Annotated in this window: 17 protein-coding genes; 1 reads left to right on the forward strand and 16 read right to left on the reverse strand. The window is 67.2% G+C overall.

The window, feature by feature from the left end:
• Positions 1 to 89: 89 nt before the first annotated feature.
• From KHZ24_10115 to KHZ24_10160, 10 genes are all read right to left on the reverse strand, one after another.
• Positions 90 to 896, reverse strand: coding sequence for an ABC transporter ATP-binding protein (locus KHZ24_10115; GenBank protein MBS5451540.1), 807 nt, complete (start codon positions 894 to 896; stop codon positions 90 to 92).
• Positions 896 to 1,975, reverse strand: coding sequence for an iron ABC transporter permease (locus KHZ24_10120; protein MBS5451541.1), 1,080 nt, complete (start codon positions 1,973 to 1,975; stop codon positions 896 to 898). The genes KHZ24_10115 and KHZ24_10120 overlap by 1 nt, the downstream gene beginning before the upstream one ends.
• A 26-nt stretch (positions 1,976 to 2,001) precedes the next feature.
• Entirely contained in the window at positions 2,002 to 3,138 is a 1,137-nt protein-coding gene (locus KHZ24_10125) for an ABC transporter substrate-binding protein (protein ID MBS5451542.1), read from the reverse strand.
• A gap of 235 nt (positions 3,139 to 3,373) precedes the next feature.
• The gene (locus KHZ24_10130) at positions 3,374 to 4,597 is read right to left on the reverse strand and encodes an MFS transporter (protein MBS5451543.1); all 1,224 of its coding nucleotides are present in this window, start codon (positions 4,595 to 4,597) and stop codon (positions 3,374 to 3,376) included.
• 163 nt (positions 4,598 to 4,760) lie between these two features.
• Entirely contained in the window at positions 4,761 to 5,180 is a 420-nt protein-coding gene (locus KHZ24_10135) for a peptide deformylase (GenBank protein MBS5451544.1), read from the reverse strand.
• 144 nt (positions 5,181 to 5,324) lie between these two features.
• Complete coding sequence (locus tag KHZ24_10140) at positions 5,325 to 6,491, reverse strand: MFS transporter (GenBank protein MBS5451545.1); 1,167 nt, start codon at positions 6,489 to 6,491, stop codon at positions 5,325 to 5,327.
• Positions 6,492 to 6,762: 271 nt separating this feature from the next.
• Entirely contained in the window at positions 6,763 to 6,900 is a 138-nt protein-coding gene (locus KHZ24_10145; GenBank protein MBS5451546.1) for a hypothetical protein, read from the reverse strand.
• A 623-nt stretch (positions 6,901 to 7,523) separates the two neighbouring features.
• Entirely contained in the window at positions 7,524 to 9,116 is a 1,593-nt protein-coding gene (glpK, locus tag KHZ24_10150) for a glycerol kinase GlpK (GenBank protein MBS5451547.1), read from the reverse strand.
• A gap of 2 nt (positions 9,117 to 9,118) precedes the next feature.
• Positions 9,119 to 10,156, reverse strand: a complete 1,038-nt coding sequence (locus tag KHZ24_10155) for an alpha/beta hydrolase (protein MBS5451548.1) — start codon at positions 10,154 to 10,156, stop codon at positions 9,119 to 9,121.
• Between the two features lie 40 nt (positions 10,157 to 10,196).
• Positions 10,197 to 10,433: a hypothetical protein gene (locus KHZ24_10160; GenBank protein MBS5451549.1), complete on the reverse strand. Its 237-nt coding sequence runs from the start codon at positions 10,431 to 10,433 to the stop codon at positions 10,197 to 10,199.
• A gap of 119 nt (positions 10,434 to 10,552) precedes the next feature.
• Between KHZ24_10160 and KHZ24_10165 the strand changes: the two genes are divergently transcribed.
• Positions 10,553 to 11,041, forward strand: a complete 489-nt coding sequence (locus KHZ24_10165; protein ID MBS5451550.1) for an S-ribosylhomocysteine lyase — start codon at positions 10,553 to 10,555, stop codon at positions 11,039 to 11,041.
• A 33-nt stretch (positions 11,042 to 11,074) separates the two neighbouring features.
• On the opposite strand, the gene yfcE is transcribed toward KHZ24_10165, so the two are convergent.
• The 6 genes from yfcE to KHZ24_10195 all read right to left on the reverse strand — a co-directional run bounded on the left by yfcE (position 11,075) and on the right by KHZ24_10195 (position 17,103).
• Entirely contained in the window at positions 11,075 to 11,683 is a 609-nt protein-coding gene (gene yfcE / locus KHZ24_10170; protein ID MBS5451551.1) for a phosphodiesterase, read from the reverse strand.
• Between the two features lie 93 nt (positions 11,684 to 11,776).
• Complete coding sequence (locus KHZ24_10175; protein ID MBS5451552.1) at positions 11,777 to 13,120, reverse strand: glutamine synthetase; 1,344 nt, start codon at positions 13,118 to 13,120, stop codon at positions 11,777 to 11,779.
• Positions 13,121 to 13,338: 218 nt separating this feature from the next.
• Positions 13,339 to 13,626, reverse strand: coding sequence for a hypothetical protein (locus tag KHZ24_10180; GenBank protein ID MBS5451553.1), 288 nt, complete (start codon positions 13,624 to 13,626; stop codon positions 13,339 to 13,341).
• Between the two features lie 200 nt (positions 13,627 to 13,826).
• Positions 13,827 to 16,493 carry a ferrous iron transporter B gene (locus tag KHZ24_10185; GenBank protein ID MBS5451554.1) on the reverse strand — a complete coding sequence of 889 codons (2,667 nt, stop codon included), beginning with the start codon at positions 16,491 to 16,493 and terminating at the stop codon, positions 13,827 to 13,829.
• A 97-nt stretch (positions 16,494 to 16,590) separates the two neighbouring features.
• Complete coding sequence (locus KHZ24_10190; GenBank protein ID MBS5451555.1) at positions 16,591 to 16,815, reverse strand: ferrous iron transport protein A; 225 nt, start codon at positions 16,813 to 16,815, stop codon at positions 16,591 to 16,593.
• 60 nt (positions 16,816 to 16,875) lie between these two features.
• The gene (locus tag KHZ24_10195) at positions 16,876 to 17,103 is read right to left on the reverse strand and encodes a ferrous iron transport protein A (GenBank protein ID MBS5451556.1); all 228 of its coding nucleotides are present in this window, start codon (positions 17,101 to 17,103) and stop codon (positions 16,876 to 16,878) included.
• Between the last annotated feature and the right edge of the window lie 52 nt (positions 17,104 to 17,155).

Consider the following 17,155-nt stretch of genomic DNA (forward strand, 5'->3'; position numbering starts at 1 on the left):
GGTGGGAGGCCGCCCGTTCACGCGCTCGATTTCTGGCCACGAAGCGGCGTCTCGCGCGCAGAACTACGGCCACGCGAGCTGCCTGCGTGCTACCCGCGTCGCGCGTACCCGCCGGGTCGGTAGAGTACGTGGCGCGTGCCGTCCTCGTCCTCGACGACGCGCGCCTCAACGTCGTAGACCGCGCGGATGACGTCGGGCGTGATGACCTGCTCGGGCGTGCCGCTCGCGACGATGCGCCCGTCGCGCAAGGCGTAGAGCCGGTCGCAGTACATGGCTGCGACGTTGAGATCGTGCACGGCGCAGATGACCGTCTTGCCCAGGCCGCGCACGATATCCATGAGCTCGAGCTGGTAACGCACGTCGAGGTGGTTCGTCGGCTCGTCGAGGATGAGGCACGGCGTCTGCTGCGCCAGAGCGCGCGCCAAGATGACTCGCTGCTGCTCGCCGCCCGAAAGCGTCGAGAACGTCCGCGTCGCCAGATCGGAGAGCCCCACCGTGCACAGCGCCTCGTCAACGATGGCGTAATCCTGCGCCGTGTCGCGATCCAGCGCCCGCTTGTGCGGAGCGCGCCCGAGTAGCACGACGTCGCGCACAGAGAACTCGAAGTTGTAGTAGTTGTGCTGGGCAAGGACGGCCACCTGCCGGGCGCTCTGGCGCACGGAGTACTCGCTCAGCGACCGCCCATCGAGGTAGACGGCGCCGCCCGAGGGCGCCAGCACGCGGTAGATGCACTTGAGCAGCGTCGATTTGCCGCTGCCGTTCGGCCCGATGAGGCCGACGAGCTCGCCTTTCGCCGCCGCGAGGTCGACGCCTCGCAGGATCTCGGCTGTCCCGATCGACACACGGATGCCCTCGGCGCCGATCGCCGCCTCCCGGGGTGTCGGAACGCCTGTCATCACTGGTCGCCTCCCCCAAAGCCGTACTTGCGGCGCACCATGAGCCACACGAACACCGGCGCGCCCACGAGGGCCGTCAGGATGCCGATCGGGATCTCGTGGTGCGGGATGACGACGCGGCACAGCACGTCGGCCCAGAGCAGGAAGATGGCGCCCACGACAGCCGCCAGCGGGACGAGCTTCTTGTGGTCCGTCCCAAACAGCATACGTACGATGTGCGGGATGACGAGGCCCACGAAGCCGATGATGCCCGCGGCGTACACGGCAAAGCCCACGAGCAGAGACGCGACGGCCAGGTAAACGATGCGCCGCCGCGTCAGGTCAGCACCGAGCGTCACGGCGGTCTCGTCGCCGAGCAGCATGAGGTTGAGCGCGCGGTGCTGCGACCAGAAGAACAGCGTGCCCAGCAGAGCAAGCACCAGCACGAGCCCGTTCGTCGGCCAATCCGCACCCGCAAGGCTGCCCATCGTCCAGCGCACGACCGCAGAGACGGCCCCGTCGTTCGTGTTGACGACGAACAGCAGGAAGTTCGAGACCGCCCCGCAGATGGCGGCCAGCGCCGTACCCGACAGCACGAGCTTCACACTCGTGGCGCGCCCGCCGACGTTGGCCATGGCCACGACGGCCATCGACGCGAGGAAGGCGCCGACGAACGCGACGACGCCCTCGTAGCCGCTGCCCAGCGCCGCGCCGACACCAAGCAGGATGGCCAGCGTCGCGCCGAGCTGGGCACCGGACGAAACGCCCAGGATGTAGGGGTCAGCCAGCGGGTTCTTGACGACGGCCTGCATGATGGCGCCCACGACCGCCAGGGCTGCCCCCACGGCGATGGCCAGCACGAGGCGGGGCAGACGTACCTGCCACACGATGTCGCCCGTCGCCGTGCCGTCGCCGTAGAGGGACGCGTCGCCCAAGCCGGTGAGGTGGTAGAGGATGACGCCGTACACGTCACCCACCGAGAGGTTGACCGAGCCGATCGTGACGGCCACGAGCAGCGAGCCCACGAGCACCGCCAGCAGCACTACCAGGGCGACGACCCACACGGCCCGGCCCCGGACGGCCCCGTTCTTGAGATCCACAGGCACCCTTTCCCGCAGGCTCCGACCTACTTGCCCGCAGCGTCGCCAGCGTGCGAGGCGGCAGCGGCGTCGCGAACGGCAGAGCCGGCGGCGCCCTCCTCATACAGCTCGGGATAGAGCGCCTCGGAGATGTCGAGGATGCCGTCGATCGTATGCAGGCCACTGCAGTAGATGCCCGTAAGCGCCAGCGGGAAAACGCGGCCCTCCTTCACGGCCGTCAGGCTCGCGAACTTCGGGTTGTCCGTAATGTCCGCGACAGCCTCCTCGCCGGTCTTAAAGCCGTCGTACCACACCATGAAGATGGCGTCGGGATTGATGCCGATGAGGTCCTCCGCCGAGATGTTGGCTGTGTCCGAGCCCTTGCCCGCCGCCAGCTCGGCGCCGGCCTCCATGGCGACGTTGCCACCCAGCGTCATCTCGCTGTACACGCGGAAGCTGTCGTCCTCGTTCTCGAGCACGGCAACGCGGGGGTGCGTCGACTGCTGCGACGTGTAGTCCTGGATGCGTAGCACCTCGTCGAGCATCTCGTCAACGAGGGCCTGAGCCGCGTCCTGCTTGTCAAAGATGATGCCCAGCTGCTGGATGTCGCGCATCTCGTCGTAGATCGTCTGATAGTACGTGCCCGTCTTGCCGCGGCACGCGCTGTTGAGCGACATGTACGTGCCGCAGCCGCGCCCCTGCCAGAAGTCGACGTTGCCGAGGCGGTCGTCGGAGAACGTGCTGTACCAGCCTGAGATGAAGTCAGGCGACAGGGCGATGACGTCCTCCTTGGGCGGCATGGCGTCCTGGTAGGGAATCTGCTCGAAGTCGGCCTGGAGGTCACCGAGCGCCGACGGGTCGTCGAGGCCGAACGCGCACACGATGGCGTCCTTGAGGCCCAGGGCGAGCAGCGTCTCGATGTTGTTCTGGTCGATGGCCACAACGCGCTCCGGCGCCTTCTCGACCGTGTACTCGACCGGCTCGCGGTCGTAGGTGTACGTCGTGTACGTGTAGGGGTACATCGTGGGCCCGCCGATGCGCGGCAGGTCGGCGGCCGTCGTGCGCTCAGGCTCGCCGGACGAGCCCTCCTCCGCTGCAAGAACCACGCGCCCGCCCAACAACGAAGCACTCGCAAGCAGGGCCGATGCGACAATGAACGAGCGGCGAGAAACGCACAAAGACATGGGGGCTCCTTTGACGGCGACTATGCACAGCTCCCCATGATACGCCGGGCCTCTCTAGAATGGATATACCTCTCTCAGTTATCCTGCTATAGGGAAAACCTTTGGAATGCAGAAGGAGGCATCGCCAAACCGGCATTTCTTAGCGCGCGACCACACGGCCTCCTACCTGCGGAAATACGACATATTCGCAGGTAGGAGGCCATGCTAAGTTTTTACGATTGGGCGATCCGCACCTCTACGAGCGGCGTCCCCGCGTCCGGGCGACCCGACGTGCGCCGAGCATCGCGATCGCGCCGCCCACCAGCACGCACACGGATAGCACGAACGGCGCATGGACGTTGGCCTCGTAGATGAAGCCGGCGATCAGCGAGCCGCTCACCATGCCGAACGACTTTACCGACTGGAACAGGCCCGACACGCGGCCGTGTTCGGCGCCCGCATCCCGCATGGCCAGCGCCTGCAGCAATGGCAGGTACATGGAGTTGAACGTGTAGTACACCATGTTGAGCACGAGGAACACCGGCATAGAGCCCGCCCCCACGGCCACGGCGAGCACGACGGCGCACAGCCCCAGCACGATCGCCACAGAGCGTTCCGGGTCGCGCCCGCGCTGCAGCCGCAGGCCAATGCCCAGGTTGGCGCAGAAGCCCAGCACGCCCATGACGGCGTAGATGGCCCCGTTGTACGTCGTGGGGAACCCGTACTGGTCGCGCAGGTAGTAGTTGAACGAGTTGTCGAATGACGACGTGGACGTACAGGCCAGAAGTTCCGCCAGCAGAAACAGCACCATCCAGGGCGACAGCAGATCGCGCGTGCCAGCAAAGGCCGCCAGCGGGTTGGCGTTGCGCACAGTGAGGCGCACGTCGGAGCGCGTGAAGTGAGGGCCCTCCCCCATGAGAACAAACGCCGCCGCACCCGTGAGCACGAGCAGGAAGAACTGCAGCACGAACGAGCGCGCCGGGTCGTCGACGCCGACGAGCCCGCCGACCGTGTAGCCGAGCGCCGTGGCCGTGACCTGCGTCGCGCCGTAGATGGACATGGAGCGGCCCATCTTGGACGGCTCGGTGACGTCGGCGACGTACGCCATGGCGCACACGAGCGCACCCGAGCAGAACGCCCCGGCGGCAAAGCGCGCAAACAGGATCGTCGGGACGGTCGTGCTCACGCAGAACGCGAGCTGCGAGCAGCCGTAGAGAGCCGTTGTGGCCGCAAGCGTCGGGACGCGGCCCACGCGGTCGGACACGACGCCCCACAGCGGAGAGAACGAGAACAGGCCGAACGCCATGGCGGCGTAGGCGGCGCCGAATATCCAGTCGGGCAGGCCGAGCGCGATGTAGAACGCCGGCTCGACGGGGTGGACCATGTTTGCGCCGATGGCCTCGAGCCACATGACGACGCATACGACGGCAAACGACGGTCGCCGGAAGCGACCCAGGGTCTGTCCTACCTTCTCACGCACGCTCACTGCCCGGAACCTCCGCTGTCGCCTGCTCGATCGGCGCGCCATCATAGCGCGACGACCCGCTGCGTCGCTGACAGCCCACAAAAAAGACCCGCCCGCCGTCGGGGCACGCAGCCTCCAATGGCGGGCGGGTCGAGCGGGACGTGCTGGGCGGCAGCCTTTAGACGAGCAGACCGGCGCAGTGATCGACGGCGTGCTGAATGATCTCGGCCGTCCAGTCCCCGAACTTCTTCTGGCGCGCGACGAGCTTGCCGTCAACGAGCTCCTCGTAAGCAACGATGATGCGCTTGAAGCGCTTGACCTCGCTGTCGTAGGACAGAGACAGGCAGCTCTCCGTGGCCAGGTAGGGAATCATGGCCTGCTTGATCTGCGGGTTGAACATGATGGCAACGCCTCGCGACCCGGCGTCGTACGCGATGACGGCCTTGTCGTAGCCGATCTGGTTCGCAGCGAGGCAAGCACAGTTATCCAGGGACGCCATCGTGTCGCGCAGGTCCTCGGCGATGCTCGCGTCATCGGCCGTGGCCGGGGCGAGCGGCTTGGCGAGGAAGTCGGTGTCCTTGACGAGCTCCTTGATCATGGTGATCCAATCGTATCGGGGTTCTCTTGCGCACCTGCGGGAATCTGGCCCGCAGCGTGCGTCCGTCCATCATAGGGGATTGCGCTCCCCCACGTGTCCGGCTCTCCCCCGTACGCACCGAAGTTCCGTGCGGGGGCCGGGAACCTACGCCCGGCGCCTCCTACCACGGGTACGCGCGATGCGGCGCGCTGCAACGGCACAGCAGGCAGCGAGCAGGAAAGACGCCGCCGCCATGACGAACGGCACGCGGGGATCGGCCTCGTACACAAAGCCGGCCACGAGCGCGCCCACGACCATGCCGAGCGACTTCACCGACTGGAACAGGCCGGACACGCGTCCGTGGCCGTCGGGGTCGCCCTCGATGGCAAGCGCCTGCATCAGCGGCAGGTACAGGGAGTTGAAGACGTAGAACAGCATGTTCAGCCCGAGGTAGAGTGGCATGTTTGCCGCAAGCAGCGTCGAACCAAGCACGGCAGCCGCACAGACGAGCACGACAGACAGCGGCCCCTCCGTGTCGCGCGAGCGCTGCAAGCGCAGGCCGATCGTCACGTTAGCAACGAGGCCGAGCACGCCGACGGCGGCGTAGATGTAGCCGTTGTACGTCGTGGGGAAGCCGAACTGATCGCGCAGGTAGTAGTTGAACGAGTTGTCGAACGCTGCCGAGGCGAGGCAGGCAAGCGTCGTTGCGGACAGGAAGGCGACCATCCACGGCGAGAGAATGGCGCGCGTGTCGGCAAACGCCGCCAGCGGGTTGGCGCTCGCCAGCGTCAGACGTCGATCGGAGCGATGGAAGCCCTGCCCGTCGACGAGCAGGACAACGGCTCCGAGCGCGACGGCGGCCAGGATGAAGAACTGCAGCACGAATGAGCGGCCCGGGTCGTCCTGGCCCACGATGCCACCCACGAGATAGCCCAGGGCCGTGCAGAAGCTCTGGACGGCGGCGAATATCGACATGCGCCGGCCGCACGCGCCCGCGTCGGAGATGTCGGCGACGAACGCCATGGCGGCAACGCCGCACCCCGAGCAGAACGCACCGGCAGCCAGGCGCGCGAGCAGGATGGTCGGAACGGTCGTGCTCACGAGGAACGCGAGCTGGGCCAGGCCGTAGAGCAGCATCGTCACCGCGAGCGTCGGCACGCGGCCCAGGCGGTCGGAGATGACGCCCCAAAACGGAGAGAAGGCGAACAGTCCGAACGCCATGGCCGCAAACGCCGCGCCGAATATCCAGTCGGGCAAGCCGAGCGCGATGTAGAACGCCGGCTCGACGGGATGCACGACGTTGGCCGCGATGGACTCCAGGCCGAAGAGCACGCACAGAATTGCGAATGATGGCCGCCCCCAGCGTCTGAGGAAGCCCTTCCGAGCGGGAGGCGCCGCGGGAGACGAAGGTTCCACGCGGGCGGAAACCGCTGCGGGGGCTGAGGAGGCCGCGCCGGCTGGAGGCGCCGCGGAAGTGGAGGGTCTCGCGGGTGTAGAACACGCACCGCAGGCCGCAGACGCCGAGGAATCGGGAGACATCACGGTCGGACGCTCCGACTGCGTCGGGCTCCTACCGATCGAGATGCCATCCACGCCGTATTCGCTAGCCATCGTCGCCGCCCTCGCGCTCGTCCGTCTCTCCCGTGTCGCTGCCCGCCATGGCACGCGCCATGCGACGGAGCAGTGCCTCATCATCGGCCAGAGAGAGCGGCGCGAAGGTCCGCGGGTGCAACTTCGACAAAGCTCCGTATGCGCAGGTAAGGATTTGGCGTCGGCAGCCCTCCCCCTCATCGCGAGGGCAGCGCTGCACGCGAACGGGCCCTGGCTGGACAAGAAGTCGAGCTGTGTATGGCCGCCTCCCCGCAACAGGCGACAGTTCGTGCCCGCTTCGACAGCCATACCCACGCATGCGCACTAAACCCGCAGGTCAGCGCACCGCCCACAACAGGATGCAATCCACTGCCCGAGGGGCCGGCATGCATGACTCGCGTTTTTGCCCGTTTTCGTCTGCGCTCGCGGTGCGGGCCGTCCCTGCCAGCCGACCAGGCGCGCACGGCCCACGTTCTTGCCCGGCTTCGCACAACGCGAGGCCGCCCCCCGCGCGCGCCCCGCCCCCCGCCCGGCAGCCTCGCATGCGCAGCTCACGTTTTCGCTCGGTCTCGCGATGTGGGGCCGTCCCCGCTCGCTGCCGGCGCATCGGCTCACGCGCCTCACGCGCCGGCCCGGCATGCACGGCTCCCATTTGCGCCCAGCCCCGCGCGGCGAGGGCGTCACTTCGCCCGCCTCCGCGCGCCTGCCCAGCTTGTCCGACTCTCGGCCTCGCACGACGAGGGCGATACCTCCGCTCGCGCGGGCGCCCCGTCCCTAGCTGCGCGCGCGACGCAGAGCCGCGTACCAACCTGCAAGCCGCTCGGCGCGCAGGGCTTCCCCCATGGCCGGCTCGAAGCGCGCCGCAGGCTCGCCGGCGTTGGCGCGCAGCTCGTCGAGGTCGCGCCAGAAGCCGACGCCCAGACCCGCCAGATAGGCGGCGCCCAGCGCGGTTGCCTCACACGTCCGGGGCCGCACGACGGGACAACCGAGCAGGTCGGCCTGCCACTGCATCGTGAAGCCATTCATGGAGCCGCCGCCGTCGACGGCCAGGTGCGCCAGCGCCCCGGCGTCGGGGAAGTCGCGGCGCATGGCCTCGATGACGTCGTGCGTCTGGTAGGCGATGCTCTCGAGCGCCGCGCGCACGAAGTGGGCCTTCGAGCAGCCGCGCGTCAAACCGCACACGACGCCACGCGCATCGGCGTCCCACCACGGCGCACCCAGGCCCGTGAATGCCGGCACGACGTAGACGCCCGCCGTATCGCTCACCGACGCCGCCAGCGCCTCCGTCTCCTCGGCCGTACGCACGAGATCCATCTCGTCGCGCAGCCACTGCACGACGGATCCCGCGTTGAACACCGACCCCTCGAGCGCATAACGCACCGGAGCTCCCGCCGGCGTCGCCGCGACAGTCGTGACGAGGCCATTCTCCGAGCGCGCCGGCACCTCGCCCGTGTTCATGAGCACGAAGCATCCCGTGCCGTACGTCGCCTTGACATCGCCCGCCTCGAAGCAGCCATGGCCGAACAGAGAAGCCTGCTGGTCGCCCGCGACGCCAGTGATAGGCGGGCAGGCCGGCATGATGTCGGCGCTCACGCGGCCGTAGTCGTCCGTCGACGCCAGGACGCGCGGAAGCATGGAGCGAGGGACGCCGAAGAGCTCGAGCAACTCGTCGTCCCAGTCGAGCTCGTGGATGTTGTACAACATCGTGCGGCTCGCGTTCGTGCGATCCGTCGCGTGGACGGGGGTGCCGCAGGCCTGCGCCCCGCCCGTCAGGTTCCAGATGAGCCAGCTGTCAACGGTGCCGAACAGCAGCTCGCCGCGTTCCGCCCGCTCCCGAGCCCCGGGCACGTTGTCGAGCACCCACGCCAGCTTGCTCGCTGAGAAGTACGGGTCGAGCACGAGGCCCGTCTTGGCGGCGATCGTCGGGGCGAGGCCGCGCTCACGCAGCTCGGCGATGCGTGGCTCCGTGCGCCGGCACTGCCAGCACAGCGCGTTGCACACCGGCTCGCCCGTGCGGCGATCCCACACGACGACAGTCTCGCGCTGGTTCGTGATGCCCACGGCGGCGATGCGCTCAGAGTGGATGCCGCTCGCGAACTGCACCTCCGAGATCGTCGCGATCTGGCGGGCCAGGATCTCACGCGGGTCGTGCTCAACCCAACCCGGCTGGGGATAGTGCTGCGTGATGGGCTGCGACGCCTGGGCAACCGGCGTGCCGTGGGCGTCGAACAGGATGGCGCGCACCGACGTCGTGCCCGAGTCGAGCGCCAGCACATAGGAGGCACCCGAGTCGGAGACGGCCCGCACGCCCGCATCCGGTGCGGCAGGACTTCCGACCCGTAGGTTCTCCGGGCGCTCGCCTGTCATCGTCATCGCACGATTCCCTTTCGCTCGAGCCAGTCCACGACGTCCGTCATGACCTCGGCACGGTTCGTCTCGTTGAGCAGCTCGTGGCGGGCGCCCGGGTAGAGCCGCTGCTCGACGTCGGTGACACCGCACGAACTCAGCAGGCTCGCGACGCGCGGCACCGCCTTCCCCATGCCGCCCACAGGATCCTGCGTGCCCGACGCGAGCAGGACGGGCAGGTCATGGGGCATACCCTGCACGAGCGCACGATCCTGTGCCATCCCGATGAGCCGAAACAGCTCGTGGTAGGCGCCGAGCGAGAACGTGAACCCGCAGGCGGGGTCGGCCGCGTAGGCGTCGCGGGCAGCGGCGTCGCGCGAGAGCCACGCCAGTTTGCCGCCCTCCTCTCGCGCGAAGCGGCGGGCGTAGGCACCCACAGCGAGCCCGTCGATGAGCTTCGAGCGGAAGTCCCACCCGCGCAGTGCCGCCAGCGCGCTCGTCGCGGCGCGTCCGAACGCCAGGGCCGCAGACGGTTGCCAGCCCGTGCCGAATATGAGCGCGCCCGCCAGTCCAGAGCCGTGCTTGCCGAGAAAGGCCCGCGTAACGAACGAGCCCATCGAGTGGCCGAATATGACGTGGGGCACGTCGGGAAAGCGCCCCTCAACCCGCAGACGCACAAGCTGGACGTCGGCAACGAGGTAGTCGGCGCCGCGTCCTGCGGGCAGGACGCCCCAGTTTTCGGGCGAGATGACGCTGCGCCCGTGGGCGAGGTGGTCGTGGCCGACGACGGCGCAGCCCCGCGCTGCCAGCACGCGGGCAAAGGTGTCGTAGCGCCCAATGTGCTCCGTCATGCCGTGGACAAGCTGCACAGTCGCCACCACGCCCGACGAACCGCCAGCCGGCAGCCACACGTCGCAGCCCAGCGCCGTGGCATCGTCTGACGAGGTCAGCCAAAACGAGTCGCGACGCACGGCCGCGCACGCTTCGGGCGTTGGCAGCCCGCAATCGCAGGGCTTCGCAGCCCCCTCGCGCCCAGCGCCGTGCGTGTCCCGCTCGCCCACAGGCATCAACCTCGCTTCCGCATGCCAAAGCCCCTCGTGCTTACGTGTTGTACATCGTCCACTGATGGCCGCAGCGGCCGCACGTAACGACCTGCTCCTTCATATCCGACATATAGGTCGTTTCCTTGAGGCAACTGGGGCACAGGATGCTCACGGGGTAGTGCTGGCTGGGCAGCTTGGGAAGACGGCGCCCCTCCATACCGCCCGCCACGCCTTCGAGCTGTTCGTCACAGATCGCCGTACTATCGGGGATGTGCAGGTTCTCGTTGTCGCTCATGTCGTGCTCCCTTCCGTAAGGATATTGGGCGCGGACCGTGGTGCGATTCACCCTCAGTATAATCGACCTGCAGCTCTCTGCCACAACCAGGTGCGCTCGTTACTCAAAGGGGAACGCTCATGCAAAAAATCGCAAGCTTCACCGTCAACCACATCCTGCTCGAGCCCGGCGTCTACGTATCGCGCAAGGACCACGTGGGCGAAGGCGGCGCCGTCACGCTCACGACGTTCGACCTGCGCATGACCTCGCCCAACGACGAGCCGGTCATGAGCACGGCCGAGGTGCACGCCATCGAACACCTCGGCGCGACGTTTTTGCGCAACGACGACGCCTGGAAGGACCGCGTCATCTACTTCGGGCCGATGGGCTGTCGCACCGGCTTCTATCTCATCCTCGAAGGCGACCTCGAGAGCGCCGACGTCCTCGACCTCGTGACGCGTTGCTACGAGTTCATTGCGAACTTCGAGGGAGACATCCCCGGCGCCTCGCCGCGCGACTGCGGCAACTACACGGACATGAACCTCAACATGGCGCACTGGTGGGCCCGCCGCTACCTCGACAACACGCTGCGAGGCATCGACGAGGCCCACACGCACTACCCGGCGTAGAGACCCTCTAGCTGCGCGCGAAGGCGAGACGTCCTACTCCGCGCGCAGCTCACGCAGCTCGAAGGCGCCGTCCTCGTAGGTCGCGTACGAGTGCGTGCCATCCTTGGGCAGCGAGACGCTGCCGGGGTTGAGCAGCCAGAGGTCGGGGCGTCCTGGGCAGGGGCTGCATACCTTCACGTGCGTATGGCCGTACAGCAGGGCAGCGCCGGAGCCGCTCGGGATCTTGGGAAGGTTGTCCACGCTGTTCTGCAGGCCAGGGCCGTACACGTGCCCGTGCGTCAGGAACAGTAGGCGGCCCGCCACATCCGGTCCCGTGGCTCCCCCGCTCACCCACGGCGTCCCAGCCGGCACGCCCGCGTCAAACACCTCGGTGTAGTCAGCCAGGCACGGGAAGTCGAGCACCATCTGGTCGACTTCCGCCTCGCAGTTGCCGCGCACGGCGATGATACGCTCGGCGATGTCGTTCAGCATCGCGGCGACCTCCTTGGGAGCGTAGCCGTCGGGCAGGTCGTTGCGCGGCCCGTGGTAGAGCAGATCACCGAGCAGCAGCACGCGGTCGGGGCTCTCGCGCTCGATCTGCGCCATGAGCGCCCGGCACCACGTGGCCGACCCGTGTATGTCCGACGCGATCACAAACCGCATGGCGTACCCGCCCTCCCGTAAAAGAAGGGCGTCCGGACCTCCCCGCAGGGAGAGCCAGACGCCCCGTCACCAGCGAAATCTGCCGAAAAACGCCTAGAGGATCGGCAGGTACGTCTTCAGCTCCCAGGCGCCGACGTGGCTGGAGTAGTCGAGCCACTCCGCCTTCTTGGCGCGCACGATGTAGTCGAAGATGTGGTCGCCCAGCGTGCGGCGCATAAGCTCGGAGCCTTCGAACGCCCGGATGGCACAGCCCAGGTCGGTGGGCAGGCGCGTGATGCCCCGCTGCGCCAGCTCGGCATCGGACAGCGCGTAGACATTGCCCTGCTGCTCAGCCGGCAGCTCGAGCCCCTCCTCGATGCCCGCCAGGCCCGCCGCGAACACGGCCGCGAACGCCAGGTAGGGGTTGCACGAGGGATCGGGGCTGCGCAGGTCGAGGCGGCTCGACAGCGACTTGCCCGGCTTGAAGTGGGGGACGCGCACGAGCGCCGAGCGGTTGGCCTGCGCCCACGTCACGAACAGCGGGGCGTCGAAGCCGCGCACGAAGCGCTTGTACGAGTTTACGTACTGGTTCGTGACGAGCGTGTACTCGGGAGCGTACTTGAGCAGGCCCGCGAGGAACTGCTTGGCCAGCGTCGAGAGCTGGCAGCCCGTCTCGTCGTCAGGGTCGTGGAACAGGTTGTTGCCCTCGAGGTCGAACAGCGAGAGGTGCAGGTGCATGCCCGAGCCGTCCACGTCCTCGATAGGCTTGGGCATGAACGACGCGTAGCACCCGTTGGCCTGCGCCACCTGCTTCACGACGAGGCGGTACGTCATGATGGCGTCGGCCATGGAGAAGGCGTCGGAGTAGCGCAGGTCGATCTCGTGCTGGCTCGGCGCGGTCTCGTGGTGCGAGTACTCGACGGGGATGCCCATGCGCTCGAGCATGAGCACCGTCTCGCGGCGCAGGTCGTTGCCGGAGTCGAGCGGCATGAGGTCGAAGTAGCCACCGCAGTCGAGCGGCTCGTTCGACGTGGCGTCCTTGAAGTAGAAGTGCTCGATGGCCGGCGCAACGTTGAGCACGTAGCCCATGTCCGCCGCCTTGTCGCACAGACGAGCAAGCATGCTGCGCGGGTCGCCGTCAAACGGCTTGCCATCAGGCGTCACGACGTCGCAGAACATGCGGGCCGCGCCCTGCTGCTGCGGGCGCCACGGCAGGATCTGGAACGTGGAGGCGTCGGGACGCGCCACGCAGTCCGACTCCTCGAGCGTCGCAAAGCCCTCGACCGACGAGCCGTCAAAGCCCATGCCCTCGGTCATGGAGTCCTCGAGCTCGCCCGGCGTGGCAGCAAACGACTTGAGGTTGCCCAGCACGTCGGTAAACCAGAACTGGATGAAGTGGACGTCGCGCTCCTCGACACTGCGCAGGACGAACTCGACGTCACTCTGCATGGGGGACATGAAGAGCTCCCTTCCCGTCGGCACGAAGGCCGAAAGAGACGCGTGCGCCAGGCTGCTTGCGCGACTGGCCCGCAGAGTGGGCCTGCAATCGCCCGACGACGCAACGAATCGCAAGAACAGACGAGGTTAGGTTCGCACAGCATTGTTGCAGAGCCGTGTCCGACACGGACATTCGAGAAAATGGAAAGCGCGCGGTGGGCCCGTACGAAACCCGCAGGTTAGCGCATCGTATTCGCAGATTCTGCCGAGGCGCTCCCCCGCTCGGAATTGAGCGCCCCGAGCTTTGCGTCCACCACGTCGAGGGCCCGGCCCACGGCAGGGCAGCTCGCCTTCGTTCCATCGGCCAGCACCTCGCCGGGCACGGGCTCGTGGGCCGTCCCGTGAAACGCACACGCCTCGTCCTTGCATTCGATGCAGCCGCCGCCCCTGCGGCTTCGCAGCACGAGCCGCACGACGACGGCCGCGAACAGCCCGAGCACGATAGCAAGCGCAATGATCGATCCCATATCCACGGCACACCGCCCCCAAGGCGAGAGTAGACGTCACGGCTTCTATAAGTATACCAACTCGAACATATATGCCATTCACCGGTAGCCCGCAGCATCGTACGTCCATTCGTCCCCGCAGGCCTGCCCTGCGCACAAAAAAGGGGCGCGCGACCACCTTGCGGCAGTCGCGCGCCCCTCTGAGGCGTTGCCCTCAAGCCTTACGCGGCCTCGGGAGCCATGCCCGCGCCAGCGCCGGCCTTCTCGCCGAACGCGTACTTCGGCATCGGGCGGAACAGCTGGAACAGCATGAGCGCCAGGAGCACGATGGCAACGGCGGTCCACACCGTGAAGCCAGCGCCCGTGAACAGCAGGTAGAGCTGGTTGATGATCAGAGCGACCACCCACGCGAAGCCGCACATGTACCCGATGGCAGCCCAGAACCACTTGCTGTTGGCCATCTGGCGACGGATGGTGCCCATGGCCGCGAAGCAGGGGGCGCACAGCAGGTTGAACGCGCCGAACGCCATGAGGGCGCCGACCTGGCCGTTCAACATCTGCTGGCCGAACGCGCTCCACATGAGCGTGGCGTTCTCGCCCAGGTCGCCGAGGCTGAACAGGACGGCGAACGTGGAGACGACGTTCTCCTTGGCGATGAGGCCCGTCAGCGACATGGCCGTGGCCTGCCACTGGTAGGCAAGATCGGAGCCGCCGAAGCCCAGCGGGTAGAAGATCCAGCTCAGCGGGCCGCAGATGGCGGCGAGCACCGAGTTGTCCATGTAGCCGTCGACACTGGAGTCGAGCAGGCCAAAGCCGCCATCAGCCCAGCCGAAGTTCGACAGGAACCAGACGAGCACCGTGGCCGCGAAGATGATCGTACCGGCCTTGACGATGAACGACTTGACGCGCTCCCACACGTGCAGCAGCCACGAACGGATCGAGGGCATGTGATAGGACGGCAGCTCCATGACGAACGGAGACGCCTCGCCGGCAAACGGCTTCGTCTTCTTCAGCATGATGCCGGACACGATGATGGCGATGACGCCGAGGAAGTAGAACAGCGGGCTGATCCACCACGTGGTGTTGTCGCCGATGAGCGCGCCCATGAGCAGGGCGATGATCGGCAGCTTGGCGCCGCAGGGAATCATCGTCGTCGTCATGATCGTCATGCGCCGCTCGCCCTCGTTCTCGATGGCCTTCGTCGACATGACGCCGGGCACGCCGCAGCCCGAGCTGATGAGCATCGGGATGAACGACTTGCCGGACAGGCCGAAGCGGCGGAACACGCGGTCCATGACGAACGCGACACGCGACAGATAGCCGCAGTCCTCAAGGAAGCACAGCAGGATGAACAGGACGATCATCTGCGGGACGAAGCCGAGGATGGCGCCGACGCCCGCGACGATGCCGTCGAGGATCAGGCTGCGCACCCACGAGTCCTCGGGCACGCTGATGGCGTCGAGGCCGCCGCTCACGAGCACGGGGACGCCGGGCACCCACACGCCATAGTCGGCGGGATCGGGCTCAGGGCTGTTGACGGCCGTCTCGAACTGCGCGGCGTCAACGTCAACCGTGGCGACCTGCTCGCCCTCGGCCAGCTGCAGCTGAGCCGTGCCGTCGGCACCCTGCTCCTCGGGGATGGCGTTGCCCTCCGTGTCGAGCGTGTTGCCGTCAGCGTCGTGCAGGTCGGCCGTAGCCGTGAGGCCATCGGCCTGCGCGGCAGCCAGGAACGTCTGGAAGTCCTCGGACTCCGGGTCGATGCCCTCGTCGGAGTCGAGCTGCTCCTGGACGGCCTCGGCGCCGTCGACGCCGGCGTCAACGCCAGCAGCCACGTACGCGGAGATCTGGCTGTCCCAGTCCTGGAAGTCCTCGCCCCAGCCGGACTCCTCGACGGCGTCCTCGTAGTCGGACGTGCCGATGCCGAACAGGTGCCAGCCGTCGCCGAACAGGCCGTCGTTGGCCCAGTCCGTGCCGATCGTGCCGACGGTCGAGACGGAGATCCAGTAGACGAACACCATGACGACCGCGAAGATGGGCAGGCCAAGCCAGCGGTTCGTCACGACACGGTCGATCTTCTCCGTCATGCTGACCTTCTTGGGGGCCTTCTTGACGAAGTGCGGGATGACGTCGGCGATGAGGTCGTAGCGCGCCATGGTCACGATGGACTCGGCGTCGTCGTCCTCGGCCTTCTCGACGCCCCGCTTGACGGCGGCGATGCGGGCCTTCTGGTCAGCGGAGAGGCGCAGCGGCGCACAGGCCTTCTCGTCGCCCTCGAACAGCTTGACGGCGTACCAGCGCGAGAGGTTCGCGGGAATGGCCGTGCCACCGATCTCGACGATCTCCTTGAGGGCGGCCTCGACCGTCTCGCCAAGCGTGATCTGAGGGGCAACGACCTTCTTGGCCTTGGCGATCTCGACGGCCTTGTTCAGCAGCTCGTCGACGCCCTGGCCTTTGAGCGCGGAGACCTCGACGACGGGGCAGCCCAGGTCCTTGGACAGGCCGGCGGGGTCAATCTTGTCGCCGTTCTTGCGCACCAGATCGGCCATGTTGAGGCCGACGACCATCGGCAGGCCCAGCTCGACAAGCTGCGTCGTCAGGTAGAGGTTGCGCTCGAGGTTCGTCGCGTCGATGAGGTTGACGATGACGTCGGGGCGATCCTGCACGAGGTAGTCGCGGCTGACGACCTCCTCGGGCGAATAGGGCGACAGCGAGTAGATGCCCGGCAGGTCCGTGACGACGACGTCCTTGTTCGCAAGCAGCTTGGCCTGCTTCTTCTCGACGGTGACGCCGGGCCAGTTGCCCACGTAGCCGTTCTCACCGGTTATCCGGTTGAACAGCGTTGTCTTGCCACAGTTCGGGTTGCCGGCAAGAGCAAGTTGGATGCTCATGTGCTTCCTTTCGATGGTTCCGGGGGGCACAAACCCCCCTGCGAGCCATGCTCGACTTTCTGTCGCACGCCGCAGCGCAGCGCGCGTTCGCTGGGACCTAGCCCTCGACGATCACGTTCTCCGCCTCCGACTTGCGGATGGAGAGATCGTATCCGCGCACGGACAGCTGGATGGGATCGCCCAGGGGCGCGACCTTCGTCACGTGCACCTGAACGCCCTTCGTGATACCCATGTCCATGATGCGGCGCTTAAGCGGGCCCTCGCCCGTCAGGCGCACAACGGTGGCATCGCCGCCCACCTCGACATCGCGAAGCGTCTTCACTGCTCTACCTCCTCCCTCGTGCCTAGCGCAGACCCGAACCGGGCCGCCTTCCTCTACCTGCTATTCCTCCACGTAGACGTTGCGAGACGTCTCCTGATTGAGACCGAGACGAGCGCCTTTGACCAGGACGATGACCTGGCCGGCGGCCTGGGTGACGAGGCTCACCGCAGCGCCGGGTACAAAGCCGAGCGACTGTAGGTGGCGCTGCATGTCGGAGCTGCCCCGCAGCTTGGTGACGTGAACGGTCGAACCCTCCTTGGCGAGGGCAAGGGGAAATCCCTGCGACATCGTCCTTCTCCTCTGGCTGTGCCCGCGAGCGCATCTCACGGCGAGCTAACGT

Source organism: Coriobacteriia bacterium, from assembly GCA_018368455.1.
Classification (GTDB): Bacteria; Actinomycetota; Coriobacteriia; order Coriobacteriales; family UMGS124; genus JAGZEG01.

Coding starts and splice junctions, on each gene's coding strand:
- KHZ24_10175 (MBS5451552.1), bottom strand. CDS start 13,120: ATGTCCCCCATGCAGAGTGACGTCGAGTTCGTCCTGCGCAGTGTCGAG.
- KHZ24_10195 (MBS5451556.1), bottom strand. CDS start 17,103: ATGTCGCAGGGATTTCCCCTTGCCCTCGCCAAGGAGGGTTCGACCGTT.
- KHZ24_10115 (MBS5451540.1), bottom strand. CDS start 896: ATGACAGGCGTTCCGACACCCCGGGAGGCGGCGATCGGCGCCGAGGGC.
- KHZ24_10165 (MBS5451550.1), top strand. CDS start 10,553: ATGCAAAAAATCGCAAGCTTCACCGTCAACCACATCCTGCTCGAGCCC.
- KHZ24_10180 (MBS5451553.1), bottom strand. CDS start 13,626: ATGGGATCGATCATTGCGCTTGCTATCGTGCTCGGGCTGTTCGCGGCC.
- KHZ24_10160 (MBS5451549.1), bottom strand. CDS start 10,433: ATGAGCGACAACGAGAACCTGCACATCCCCGATAGTACGGCGATCTGT.
- KHZ24_10125 (MBS5451542.1), bottom strand. CDS start 3,138: ATGTCTTTGTGCGTTTCTCGCCGCTCGTTCATTGTCGCATCGGCCCTG.
- glpK (MBS5451547.1), bottom strand. CDS start 9,116: ATGACAGGCGAGCGCCCGGAGAACCTACGGGTCGGAAGTCCTGCCGCA.
- KHZ24_10185 (MBS5451554.1), bottom strand. CDS start 16,493: ATGAGCATCCAACTTGCTCTTGCCGGCAACCCGAACTGTGGCAAGACA.
- yfcE (MBS5451551.1), bottom strand. CDS start 11,683: ATGCGGTTTGTGATCGCGTCGGACATACACGGGTCGGCCACGTGGTGC.
- KHZ24_10135 (MBS5451544.1), bottom strand. CDS start 5,180: ATGATCAAGGAGCTCGTCAAGGACACCGACTTCCTCGCCAAGCCGCTC.